10 protein-coding genes and 1 tRNA gene are annotated in these 13083 nt (G+C 60.4%); 10 read left to right on the top strand and 1 reads right to left on the bottom strand.

From position 1 onward, the window contains the following. Positions 1-127: 127 nt before the first annotated feature. The 10 genes from AC3WTO_RS06745 (at position 128) to AC3WTO_RS06700 (ending at position 10318) form a co-directional block, all read left to right on the top strand. Complete coding sequence (locus AC3WTO_RS06745) at positions 128-1261, top strand: transporter substrate-binding protein (protein WP_492459875.1); 1134 nt, start codon at positions 128-130, stop codon at positions 1259-1261. Beyond that, the gene (locus AC3WTO_RS06740) at positions 1258-1863 is read left to right on the top strand and encodes an ANTAR domain-containing response regulator (RefSeq protein ID WP_492459874.1); all 606 of its coding nucleotides are present in this window, start codon (positions 1258-1260) and stop codon (positions 1861-1863) included. The genes AC3WTO_RS06745 and AC3WTO_RS06740 overlap by 4 nt, the downstream gene beginning before the upstream one ends. Then, positions 1841-2749 (top strand): ABC transporter permease, encoded by a 909-nt coding sequence (locus tag AC3WTO_RS06735; protein ID WP_492459873.1) that lies wholly within the window; start codon positions 1841-1843, stop codon positions 2747-2749. Before AC3WTO_RS06740 ends, AC3WTO_RS06735 begins: the two co-directional genes overlap by 23 nt. Then, positions 2746-3666, top strand: coding sequence for an ABC transporter permease (locus AC3WTO_RS06730; protein ID WP_492459872.1), 921 nt, complete (start codon positions 2746-2748; stop codon positions 3664-3666). Before AC3WTO_RS06735 ends, AC3WTO_RS06730 begins: the two co-directional genes overlap by 4 nt. Positions 3667-3700: 34 nt before the next feature. Next, a complete protein-coding gene (locus AC3WTO_RS06725) occupies positions 3701-5344 on the top strand; it encodes an ABC transporter substrate-binding protein (RefSeq protein WP_492459871.1) in 1644 nt (547 codons plus the stop codon). Beyond that, the gene (locus AC3WTO_RS06720) at positions 5334-6278 is read left to right on the top strand and encodes an acetamidase/formamidase family protein (protein WP_492459870.1); all 945 of its coding nucleotides are present in this window, start codon (positions 5334-5336) and stop codon (positions 6276-6278) included. Before AC3WTO_RS06725 ends, AC3WTO_RS06720 begins: the two co-directional genes overlap by 11 nt. Beyond that, positions 6275-8080, top strand: coding sequence for an ABC transporter ATP-binding protein (locus AC3WTO_RS06715; protein ID WP_492459869.1), 1806 nt, complete (start codon positions 6275-6277; stop codon positions 8078-8080). The genes AC3WTO_RS06720 and AC3WTO_RS06715 overlap by 4 nt, the downstream gene beginning before the upstream one ends. Positions 8081-8155: 75 nt before the next feature. Further along, entirely contained in the window at positions 8156-8836 is a 681-nt protein-coding gene (locus AC3WTO_RS06710) for a phosphoglycolate phosphatase (protein WP_492459868.1), read from the top strand. A 111-nt stretch (positions 8837-8947) separates the two neighbouring features. Next, positions 8948-9022 (top strand) — tRNA-Val (locus tag AC3WTO_RS06705). 207 nt (positions 9023-9229) lie between these two features. Continuing rightward, positions 9230-10318 (top strand): right-handed parallel beta-helix repeat-containing protein, encoded by a 1089-nt coding sequence (locus tag AC3WTO_RS06700; RefSeq protein WP_492459867.1) that lies wholly within the window; start codon positions 9230-9232, stop codon positions 10316-10318. Positions 10319-10556: 238 nt separating this feature from the next. Here the strand turns inward: AC3WTO_RS06700 and AC3WTO_RS06695 are convergent, their stop codons facing one another. Then, complete coding sequence (locus AC3WTO_RS06695) at positions 10557-12857, bottom strand: spermine/spermidine synthase domain-containing protein (protein ID WP_492459866.1); 2301 nt, start codon at positions 12855-12857, stop codon at positions 10557-10559. Positions 12858-13083 lie beyond the last annotated feature (226 nt).

Raw genomic sequence — 13083 nt, 5'->3', positions numbered from 1 at the left:
TGCAGAGCTGCACGGGATAGTTTAAGGACAAAATACCGGCCTCGTTAGCCGGACGGCAAGCGTGCCTCGTAAGCCTCGCCTGACGGCGATGGCTGCGGGGCATTTTCGTTTTGGGGGGACATTGCTGGTGAAACGCCGCGTCGAGATCGGCATTCTGTATTCCCGTTCCGGGAATTACCGCCTCGTCTCGGAGTCCTGCCATCGCGGCGCCATGCAGGGGATCGCCGCCGTCAACGCCGACCCCTTCTCCCCGATCGAATTCATCCCCGTCGAGCGTGATCCGGAAGGCAATGCCGACCGCTATGCGACGCTGGCCGAAGACATACTACGCAACTCCAGTGCCCGTCACATCATCGGCGGCGTCACCTCCTGGAGCCGCAAGGAGATCATTCCGGCCCTCGAAAAAGCCGGCGGCACGCTCTGGTATGCCTGCCCCTATGAAGGATTCGAGGCGAACGAGCATATCGTCTACATGCACGCCTGCCCCAACCAGCACCTCGTACCGCTGCTTGGTCACGTCATACCGCTCTATGGAGCCAACGGCTTTCTGACCGGATCCAACTACATCTGGGGATGGGAAACCAATCGTGTCGCGCGCGATCTGATAGCCGACGCCGGCGGCCGTGTGCTGGGCGAACGCTACCTGCCACTCGGGGAAAGCGACGTATCGCGGCTTATCGATGAGATTCGCGCGACGCGCCCGAATTTCATCCTCAACAACCTGATCGGTCCCTCTTCCTACGCCTTCTTCCAGGCCTATGCCGAGCTGTCGCGACTGGACGATCACTTTACGCCGCAACACTGCCCAATCATCTCGTGCAACCTGACCGAATGCGAGCTGCCGGCGATCGGCCCTGCCGGTGACGGTCACCTGTCCGCCGGCCCTTACTTCCATGATACCTCGATCAAGGAGGTCTGGCTCGTCGGCCAGCCCGAGAGCAGCGCCATGCGCCCCTCTTCGTTCCAGGCCTCGGCCTACGCTTCGGTAAAGATCCTCGCCTCAATTCTGGCCGTCAATGCCGATGCGAGGCTGAGCGACCTGTCTGCCGCCTTTGCCGGCAACAGCTTCAACACGCCGTTCGGGACGATCCGCATCGACCCGCAGACCCAGCACGCGACATTACCTGTCGAGATTGGCCGCATCGCTGGTGGTGGTTTCGAAAAAGTCAGCATTACCAGGGCTGTCGAGCCAGACCCTTATCTCTCGCGTTACGACCGCGCCAAGGTATTTGGTCGCCGCAAGCTGAAGGTGGTGTCATGAAGCGCGCCGCCCGCATCCCGATCCTCGGCGGCGCCAAGGCGTTTGTGCTGCATCGCCCGCATGCCAATCTCACGGCCATCATGCGCCAGCTTTCCGCAATCGGCCTTTCCGTCGCCGACTGCTGGCCGGAACTACCGCCCGAGGCACTTGGCGCGGATTTCGTCTTCTTCGATGTCGACCTCGGCTTCGACGAACAATTCCCCTGGCCTCCGGGTGAGGCGCCGATGCCGATCATCGCGCTGATCGGCTCCGAGGCACCCGGCCGCATCGAATGGGCGTTGTCGCACAATGCAGACGCCCAACTCCTGAAGCCGGTCGGCAATTCTGGCGTCTATTCGGCGTTGCTGATCGCTCGCCAGAGCTTTGCCGCACGGCGGCAACTGGCCGATGAGATCGCGACGCTGCAGGCACGCGTTGCCGAACGCCAGACGATCGTGCGCGCAGTCGCAGCCCTGTCCAGCCAGGGTGTCGACGACGAACGCGCCTATGCGCAGCTGCGCTCGCTTGCCATGACATGGCAGGTGAACCTCGAAGAGGCTGCCCGCCGGGTTGTCGCCATGACCGAAAAGGAGGGCGGCATTGACCAATCCCATCGCGCCTGATGCCCCGATCGCAGCGCGCCTGCCAGCGAAACGTCGGCCGGGCGTGCTCGGCCGACTGCTGAAACGTCCCCTCGCCGTCATCGGGCTCGTCATAATCGCCGTCACCGTTCTCGGTGCGATCTTCGCGCCATGGCTGACGGCCTATGACCCCAACGAGCAACTGTTTGACGGATTGACGCTGGAAGGCGCACCGCTGCCGCCGAACGCGGCGTTCTGGCTGGGTACGGATCTGCTGGGGCGCGATCTCCTGACCCGCATCCTCTACGGTGCACGCACCTCGCTCATCATCGGCGTCGTCGCCAATGGTGCCGCCCTGCTCATCGGCACGCTGGTGGGCGTCACTGCCGGCTACTTCCGTGGCTGGATCGGTGGTGCGCTGATGCGGTTCACCGACCTGATGATGGCTTTTCCGGCACTGCTGCTTGCCATCTGCCTGGCTGCGGTGTTCCAGCCGAGCCTGTGGATCGTCGCGATGGTCATCGCTCTGGTGAACTGGGTGCAGACCGCGCGTGTCGTGTTCACGGAGACCAGTTCTCTGGCCGAGCGTGAATTCATCGATGCCGAGCGCACCATCGGCGCCGGCACGCCGCGCATTCTGTTCCGCCACATCCTGCCGCACCTGCTGCCGACGATCATCGTCTGGGGCACGCTCGGCATTTCGACAACAGTGTTGCTGGAGGCGACACTGTCCTATCTCGGCATCGGCGTGCAGCCGCCCACAGCCTCCTGGGGCAACATCATCTTCGAGAACCAGACCTACTTCCAGGCGGCGCCCTGGCTGGTCTTTTTCCCCGGTGCAGCAATCCTCGCCCTGGCGCTTGCCTTCAACCTGGTCGGCGATGCACTGCGCGACATTCTCGACCCGACGCAGAGAGGCCGAGCATGATCGCCTATCTTACCCGCCGCCTGATACAGGCAGCGTTGATCCTGCTCGGCGTGTCGATCATCACCTTCGCCCTGCTCTATCTGCTGCCGGCCGACCCGGTGCGCCAGATCGCCGGCCGTAGCGCCACGCCGCAGACGGTGGAGAGCATTCGCCAGCAGCTCGGTCTCGATCAGCCTTTTGTCGTGCAGTACTGGCGCTATCTCACAAACCTGCTCTCGGGCGACCTCGGCCGCTCCTATATCCAGCGTTCCGAAGTCACCGAGCTGATCGTTTCGCGCCTGCCGGCGAGCCTCCTCCTGATGGTGGGGGCGATCCTCTGCGAACTCGTGATTGGCCTGACGATGGGACTGATCGCCGCCGTCAAACGTGGCACCGCCACCGACCAGACGCTGATGGTGGGTTCTTTCATCGGTGTTTCGGCACCGCAGTTCGTGGTCGGCCTGCTGCTGCTTTATGTCTTCGCGGTACAGCTTGGCTGGTTCCCGATCGGCGGTTACGGCACCTGGCGGCATGCGGTTCTGCCCTCGCTTACATTGGGTATCCTGGGCGCAGGCTGGTATTCGCGCATGATGCGCTCGTCGATGATCGACGTGTTGCGCCAGGATTACATCCGCACCGCCCGCGCCAAGGGGCTGGCACGCGGCGCCATCCTGTTTCGCCATGCCTTGCCCAATGCCATCCTGCCCGTCGTCGCCATGATCGGCATCGATATCGGCCTGTTCATGAGCGGCATCGTGGTGGTGGAAAGCGTGTTCGGCTGGCCCGGCATCGGCCAGCTCGCCTGGCAGGCGATCCAGCGTGTCGACATCCCGATCATCATGGGTGTGACACTGGTTTCAGCCTGCGCCATCGTGCTCGGCAACCTGCTCGCCGATATCGTCGCCCCGTTCATCGATCCGCGCATCAAGCTGCGCTGACAACAGCAACCACAACAACAGAAGGGAACAGCACATGAAGAAATTTCTGGCCTCAACCGTAGCCGCCTCGGCGCTGGCGCTGATGCTGGGCCTCGCGCCCGCTTCGGCTGAAGAAAAGCTCGACCCGAATGCCAAGCAGGGCGGCGCCATCACCATCACCTACAAGGACGACGTCGCCACGCTCGACCCGGCGATCGGCTACGACTGGCAGAACTGGTCGATGATCAAGAGCCTGTTCGACGGCCTGATGGATTATGAACCCGGCACGACCAACCTGCGGCCGGAGCTCGCTGAGAGCTATGAGATCTCCCCGGACGGCACGACGTTCACCTTCAAGTTGCGCAAGGGCGTGAAATTCCACAATGGTCGTGAGATGACGGCCGACGACGTGAAATATTCGCTCGATCGCGTGACCAATCCGAAAACCCAGAGCCCCGGTGCCGGCTTCTTCGCCTCGATCAAGGGATATGAAGATGTCGCAGGCGGCAAGGCGGAAAGCCTTGCCGGCGTCACTGTCGTCGACCCCGCGACCGTCAAGATCGAACTGTCGCGGCCCGACGCCACCTTCCTGCATGTGATGGCGATCAACTTCAGCCACGTCGTGCCGAAGGAAGAAGTCGAGAAATACGGGGCCGACTTCGGCAAGCATCCGGTCGGCACCGGCGCCTACAAGCTCGCCGAATGGACGCTCGGCCAGCGCCTCGTGTTCGAGCGCAACGCCGACTACTGGAACAAGGGTCTTCCCTATCTCGACAAGATCACCTTCGAGATCGGCCAGGAGCCGATCGTGGCACTGCTGCGCCTGCAGAAGGGCGAAGTCGACGTGCCGGGTGACGGCATTCCGCCGGCCAAATTTCAGGAGGTGATGGCCGATCCTGCCCAGAAGGCGCGCGTGGTCGAGGGCGGCCAGCTCCAGACCGGCTACATCACCATGAACACCACCATGGCGCCGTTCGACAATGTGAAGGTGCGCCAGGCCGTCAATATGGCCATCAACAAGGAGCGCATCGTCAAGATCATCAACAACCGCGCGGTGCCGGCCAACCAGCCGCTGCCGCCGTCGATGCCCGGCTACGACAAGAATTTTGCCGGCTATAAGTATGATGTCGAGAAGGCGAAGGCATTGCTTGGCGAGGCCGGCCACCCGGACGGTTTCGAAACACAGCTCTTTGTCATGAACACCGACCCTAACCCACGCATCGCCCAGGCGATCCAGCAGGACCTGGCGGCAATCGGCGTCAAGGCGTCGATCCAGTCGCTGGCACAGGCCAATGTGATCGCCGCCGGCGGCGACAAGGCCGGTGCACCGATGATCTGGTCCGGCGGCATGGCCTGGATTGCCGACTTCCCGGATCCGTCCAACTTCTATGGGCCGATCCTTGGTTGCGGTGGCGCAGTCCAGGGCGGATGGAACTGGGCCTGGTACTGCAACAAGAACCTCGATGCCAAGGCGGCGAAGGCGGATTCCATCGTCGATCCGGCCAAGGCTGAAGAGCGCTACAAGCTGTGGGGCGAGGTCTATGCCAAGGTCATGGAAGACGCACCTTGGGCCCCGGTCTTCAATGAGCAGCGTTTCACCATGCGATCGCCGCGCATGGCTGGCGACGACAAGCTCTATGTCGATCCGGTCCATATCCCGATCAACTACGACTATGTGTACGTGAACGATGTGCAATAACTGCAACTACACGATCCACGGGCGCCATCATCATTTCGGCTGGGACAATTCCTTCGTCCCGGCCGAGCGGGTGAAACCAGGCTCGACCGTCGAATTCAACTGCCTGGATTCGTCTGGTGGCCAGTTGCAGCCCGACAGCACGGTCGCAGACATCGCCAAGCTCGACTTCGGCAAGATCAATCCGGTCACTGGACCAATCTATGTCGAAGGCGCCGAGCCGGGCGACGCGCTCAAGATCACCATCGAGCAGTTCAAACCGTCCGGCTTCGGCTGGACGGCGAACATTCCGGGCTTCGGCCTGCTCGCCGACGACTTCAAGGAGCCGGCGCTGGCCATCTGGAAATACGACGCCAGCTCGCTGGAACCGGCGCTGTTCGGCAAGAACGGCCGTGTGCCGCTGAAACCCTTCGCAGGCACCATCGGCAATGCGCCGGCGGAAAAAGGGCTGCATTCGGTGGTGCCGCCGCGTCGCGTCGGCGGTAATCTCGACATCCGTGACCTTGCTGCCGGAACTACGCTCTATCTTCCGGTGGAAGTGGCGGGCGCGCTGTTCTCGGTCGGGGACACGCATGCCGCGCAAGGCGATGGCGAAGTCTGCGGCACTGCGATCGAGAGCCCGATGGACGTCGTGCTCACGCTCGACCTGGTCAAGGATGCCCGGTTGAAGACGCCTCGCTTCACCACACCGGGACCCGTGACGCGCCATCTCGACGCCAAGGGGTATGAGGTAACAACCGGCATCGGACCGGACCTGATGACAGGCGCCAAGGAAGCCGTCGCCCAGATGGTCGACCTGCTCGCCGCCCGCTATCAGATGGACCCGGTCGACGCCTATATGCTGGTTTCGGTCTGCGGCGATCTCAGGATCAGCGAAATCGTCGACATGCCGAACTGGGTAGTGTCGTTCTATTTCCCGCGCTGCGTGTTCGAATGATCGCAGCAGGCGGCATAAGATCAGGCGCGGCGGCCGCTGCGCCTGATGCGGAAAACAAGCCGGTGCTCACCGTCTCCGGCCTTACGGTGTCCGTGCGTGGCGACGAAGGCGAGCGGGCGGTGGTATCCGACCTCTCCTTCATGCTCACCCGCGGCGAAACGCTGTGCATTGCCGGCGAATCCGGTTCCGGCAAGTCGATGACCTCGCTGGCCGTCATGGGCCTGCTGCCGCAACCGCAGGCGCGGGTTTCGGCCGGTTCGATCCGGCTTGGCGAACTCGATCTCGTCACCTTGAGCGAGAGGCGCATGCAGACCATTCGCGGCAATCGTGTCGCGATGATTTTCCAGGAGCCGATGACATCGCTCAATCCGGTGCTGTCGATCGGACGCCAGCTCGTCGAAGCGATCGAAGCCCATACCAGCCTGAGCGGTAGCGCCGCGCGCACCCGGGCCATCGAAGCCCTGAAGGCAGTCCGCATTCCGGAAGCAGAGAGCCGGCTGAAGCAGTTCCCACACGAGCTTTCCGGCGGCATGCGCCAGCGAGTCATGATCGCCATGGCGCTCGCCTTGAAACCGGACGTGCTGATTGCCGATGAACCGACCACCGCGCTTGATGTCACGGTGCAGGGCGAAGTGCTGGAATTGCTGCGCGATCTGCAGCGCGAGCAAGGCACCGCCGTTATCCTGATCACGCACGACATGGGCGTCGTTGCCGAAATGGCCGACCGGGTCATCATCATGCGCAACGGCCGCATGGTCGAAGAAGGAACCATCGCTGACATTTTCGAGCGCCCACAGGTCGACTACACGCGCGAATTGCTCGCCGCTGTCCCCAGGATGGGTGCTGGACTTGCTGCAACGCCGCACAAACCGGTGGAGCCGGTAAAACCAGCCACCGTCGCCGAAGTTCGCGATCTCCATGTGCGGTTCGACCTGCATGGCGGTTTCTTCGGCCGGGTCACGCGTCGCGTGCATGCCGTCGAAGGGATCAATTTTTCGATCGCTCCCAACGAAACGTTGTCTTTGGTGGGCGAATCCGGCTGCGGCAAATCCACAACCGCAAAGGCGCTGGCGGGCCTGCTGCCCTACAGCGGTGACATCGCCATTGGTGGGTGCAATCTCGCCGGCCTCGGGCGCGACGAACGCAAGGCGGTACGCCGCGATATCCAGATGATCTTCCAGGATCCGTATGCGTCGCTCGACCCGCGCATGCGTGTCGGCGACCTGGTGGCCGAACCGCTGCTCATCCACGGCATCGGCACCCAAAAGGAGCGGATTGACCGCGTTGCGGCCCTGTTCGAGTGCGTCGGGCTGACCGCCGACCAGATGGAGCGTTATCCGCACGAATTCTCGGGCGGCCAGCGCCAGCGCATCTGCATCGCACGCGCCTTGGCGCTACGGCCCAAGCTGATCATTGCCGACGAGAGCGTTTCGGCGCTCGACGTTTCGGTGCAGGCGCGCGTGCTGAAGCTGCTCAAGGAATTGCAGGCCGAGTTTGGCGTCGCCTATCTTTTCATTTCGCACGACATGGCAGTGGTCGAGAACATCTCCGACAAGGTGGCGGTGATGTATCTCGGCCAGATCGTCGAGATGGGCACGCGCGACCAGATCTTCGCCAACCCGCGCCATCCATACACGAAGCGACTGATCGAGGCGGTTCCGGTGCCGGATCCCGCTCGTCGGCGGACACGTTTCGCCAGGTTGGACAGCGAGATCGCAAGCCCGGTTCGTCGCGTGGGTGACCCTCCGGCGAAACTCTCGCTGCAGGACGTTGGTGGCGGTCACTTCGTTGCGGCGCATTAGATAGCGGTCCCACTGCTTGTATCGGAGCGAGCGAGCGGCTATCGCCTGCAGCGACCCACAATCACGGACCGGATCATGACGCGCCCCATTATCGTATTCGACCTTGACGGAACGCTTGTCGACACAGCGCCGGACCTGCTCGACAGCCTGAACCACAGTCTGGTCGACGGTGCGCTGGACAGCGTCGACTATGTCGGCTTCAAGCGTTTCGTCGGCCAGGGTGGACGCGTCATGATCGAACGCGCCTATGCCGCGCAGCGCAAGGCTCTGACGACCGAAGAGCTCGACCGCCTGCTCGGCCTGTTCATGACCCACTACACGCAGAACATTCCCGGCAAGTCTTTGCCCTATCCGGGCGTCGTCGACGCGATCGGCAGGCTGGAGGAAGCGGGCTATGTGCTTGCCGTCTGCACCAACAAATATGAAGCGAACTCAAAGGCCTTGATCGAAGCGCTCGGGTTGAACCAGCACTTCGCGGCGATCGCGGGCCAGGACACCTTCGCCTTCCGCAAGCCGGATCCGCGCCATCTGCTCGAAACCATCGCCCTGGCGGGCGGCGATCCGGAACGCGCGGTCATGGTCGGCGATTCGCAGACCGACATCGACACGGCCAAGGCTGCCGGCATTCCGGTGGTGGCTGTGGATTTCGGTTACACCGACCGCCACGTCAGTGAATTCGAGCCCTCCGTGGTCATCTCGCATTTCGACGAACTGACCCCTGCCCTCGTCGAAAAACTGATCCTGGCGGCACACTGAATAATCTTTTGCCGTATCCGCAATTCCTGGCACGGAAGCGCGTCGGGGGCTGTTGACTTCCAGCTATCACCCACCTTATATCGCGGCGCGCTTGGCCTTCGGGCATGGAGCGGGCGATTAGCTCAGCGGGAGAGCACACCCTTCACACGGGTGGGGTCGTAGGTTCAATCCCTACATCGCCCACCATTCCGCTTACCTTCTATCAAGCTGATTTTGTTGAATAACTTGGTGTCCGCATTTTACTGGTGGCGCAAACCCATTCGGTAACTCTGGACAGTGTGGGTAGAACACGGCACGACGATCCGAGGAAAATCTTGGAACAATGTTCGTGGCTGTGGGGCCTGTTCTAAACCACAAATCTCGGCCCCGTTGATCCTCTGCGCCTCCAAGGAGATGATCGCCGTTGCCAACGAGGTGGCGGGTGTTTTGTTTCACTACACCCCTACGTTGCTCCGATACCCGGCATTGTTGTATGCTGACTGGGCGGCGGGTAATGCGGAAGTTTCCATTACTTTCACACTGGGGGTTATCATGAAAACTCTACAGCTTTGGCTGTCAGTGGTCGCACTGGCAGCAGCTTCGCTTTTCTTCGTTTCAGGTGCTCAAGCGCAAGCAACACGCACTTGGGTTTCGGGAGTCGGTGACGACGCAAATCCTTGTAGTCGCACGGCACCCTGCAAGACGTTTGCAGGCGCAATCTCCAAGACTGCCACAGCCGGTGTCATCAACTGCCTAGATTCTGCAGGGTTTGGCGGTGTTACCATTACCAAATCGATCACACTGGAATGCATCGGCGTTGTTGGAGGTGTTCTAGTCGCAGGCACGAACGGAATAATCATCAACGGTGCCGCGGATTCCATTATCACCCTGCGAGGCCTTTCGATTGAAGGCCTCGGTTCAGGTATTAGCGGGGTGAGGTTTCTCAACGGCGCCGCTTTGACTGTCGAAGACTGTACAATCAAAAGTTTTACCATAGCCGGTGTCGATTTCTCAGCTGCGGCCAACGCACAGCTTTCCATCATCAATTCGGTGATTTCATCGAACGGAACTGCGAGCGGCGGCGGCGGGGTGAACATCAGGCCCACAGCTGCTGCGATCGCGAAGGTCGTTCTCGATAACGTACAGTTGCTAAACAATACGCAGGGACTTCGCGTCGACGGCACCACCGGCACCGGCGCGAGGCGTGTCGAAGTTGCGCGTAGCGCAATCTCCGGCAGCACCTTCCAAGGCGTCGTCGGCATAACGAATACAACTGTCGTGAACGTCATGCTGAGTAACAATGTCATCAGCAACAACGGATCGATCGGCGTTCAATCGAATGGCGCGCAGTCCGTGATCATGATCGGAAACAACGTGATCGGTGGCAATGATACTGGCGTCAATGCCGCCAGTGGTGGTCAGTTGATCTCCTACCAGACCAACAACATCAACACCAACATCACCGCGAACGGAACGCCTACCGGTACACAGGCACCACAGTAAGAAAGTTTGCATCTCGTTGCAGCCAGCCCGCCTCCAAGAGATGGGAGGTGGGCGTGTTTGTACATCTGTCCAACCACCTAAGCTGCGGATGGCCATACCTTCGCAGAACGAACTCCGACTGTAGGGTGTCACCAACCACACGCCCGCATGATTTCTGCAGCCCTGGCACAGCACGCAGTTCAGCGTGCAGACAGCAAGAGGGCCTCATGCACGTTGGAGAATAGCCATGCACCTGGGCCTAATCTTGCACCTGCCGCACAGGAATGATGACCTTGTGTTTCTCAAATTGAGGATCATCCAGCGACACTCTCGGTGAAACCCATCGACCAATCAGTTGCCGCCACCAGAAGTACTCAAAGAGTGGCCGGTCATCGGTATTTCCGTCGAATGCGTCGAGATCCCCGCGATGAAATACCCAGACATCAAGGGAGTTGGCTCGCCTAGTCGCTTCATCGTGACCGGGCAACTCCTTGAACCAAGCACCGGCAATTTCCCTGTCGACCACTGCTTCGTTCAAGGGCGGCAACGAACCATTTTTGAAAAAGACGTGATAGTAACCCGGGTAGACCGCTGCGTCGAAGACCTGCAGCCCGTCTCGGACATGCCCGGCGAGTGGGCGCACGCCGAGATAGCCGCCGGGTGCGAGCAAATCACGCTCCATCTTCATGAATTCCGTTGTGAACAGATTGCCGGCGCCAGCATGCCAGGGTTCATTGATCTTGGTCTGGATCAGATCGAACCGACGTCCTTCTGCAAGTGCCTGCTGAACGTAGCGCCGTCCATCAGCGACAACGATTTCGACACGCTGGTCGGAAAAGATGCGCTTGGTAGAGGTCGCAGTCTTGTCGCGAACAGCATTTATCACCTCTGCAGAAATGTCGACGACGACAATCTTCTCGATCGATGGGAGGTCGAGCAAAGCGTCAATAAGATATGCGTGGCCGACACCGATGATCAGGACGTTCCTGGGTCGAAAGCTAGGGTCCAGCGCCATTAGTTCGCTATGGTTCCAGCGCCATGCCTCGTACTTGCTTTTAGGTTCTTCTGGATTACGAACGATGGCTGATGCGGACGCAGTCCGATTCATGTCGACGATCTCATAGAACGTCTTGGTTGGCACGGTGGTAACTACACCTGTGCGGCCCTCATAAACATTCGACACGGCATAATCGCCCAAGTGGAACTGCTTGTAGTAATTCAGCGGGATCAACACTGCGCTAGCCAAACCAACGATCGTGGCAACAAGGGGAAATCGCTTGGCGCGCGTCTGCGCCAAAAACGTGCCGACAGCCACAACTACGATCGTAACCATGGCACTCGGCCCAGTGCCAATCTCGGCGAGAAGATACAGACCGACGGCGACCGTACCCAGTACGTTTCCCACGGTATAAAGAGTATAGAGCCGTGCAAACGATCTGCCGGCATTTTCTATGCGTTCGGTTACAACTCGAAGCATCACGGGAAACAGTGCAGACCATGCAACAACCGAAAGCATCATTGCACCGCCGAAGAACGCAATGACCAGCGGATCGGGATCTGTCACCAGCTGCGGATAGTCCGTCTTGACGAGCGAACCGTTGAACGAAGTGAAATAGAGGGCATCAAATGAGGCGGCCCAAGCCGGCGGAAAGCGCAGCGCCGCAAGCAGGAGAAGCGAACCCGCAAGGAACAGAAAGGCAAGCACTCCTGGAAGATTAGCAGAGAACCGATCGGCCAGTCTGCCGCCAATCACCTGCCCTACCGCCATCAGCAGCAAATATGCGAACAGCAGGATCGGAAAGACGATCGTTGCCATCGTGAAATAGTTGACGAGAACGCGAAACAGCAGCATTTGCAGTGCCAGGGTACCAAACCCGAAGGCAACCGAGGCACCGGCCAGCCGCCACGTCGTGGAGGCGGTTTCAAAAGAGCTTTCGGCGTTTGAAACCGGTGAGGCATTCCGCAGTAGGATGAATAGAGTAGCACCAATCGCCAGATTGATTGCGGCGGCAACAACGGTTGTACCCTGCAGTCCAAGTGCCTCTATCAAAACCAGTCCGGTAAATAGCGCTCCGAAACCGGCGCCGAGGATGTTCAGGCCGTAAAGTGCGCCAACAACATGGCCGAGATCTTCAATACGTCGCTTTGCCAGTTGAACAATGAGCGGCGTCGTCATTCCCATTCCGACAATCGGGATTACGAGCAGCATAAGGTTCAGAACCGAATCCAGAACCACGGAATGAATGCCCAGTGTTGCCCACCAATGATTCACCGCTCGCAGGATCGGGATCGACACAATCCCGTAGGCGCCAATTGCGAGCTCGATCACAGCATAGGTTGGCGCAAGCCGAATGGAGGGCCGCGCCAGCAGCCGGCGAGCCAGCTCTGCCCCTGCCCCGAGGCAGAACATGAAAATCATAACCACAAGCACCGCAGAAATCGCGTCCGACCCGATGACCTGGGTCAGCACGCGTTGCCAGGCAATCTGGTATGCGAGCGCGGAGAAGCCGGAAAATGCAAATGCCACCGCCAGAATACGGCGCAACGTCTTGTCGTCCATGGAATCTCCACCCTTCCGGAGCTGTCAGCTTCTACGGAGAACTTGTCCGAGCGCAAGCTCGTAGACTCAAGCAAGAAGCAAAACCGGCAGGATCTGAACAACATGGCTACTGCGCGCCTGCTCGCCTGACGAAGAGCTGCAAATTCCGACTCTTATGCGACGGTTTCCAAACCAAAGAAGCCGACCCGTGCTGCGTCGCGACGCAAGGAAACAAGAAGCGGTCCAG

The organism is Mesorhizobium sp. EU05-FHT14A09, assembly GCF_058790995.1.
The sequence above is the reverse complement of the archived record's forward strand: the minus strand, read 5'-3'. Positions and strand labels throughout refer to the sequence as shown.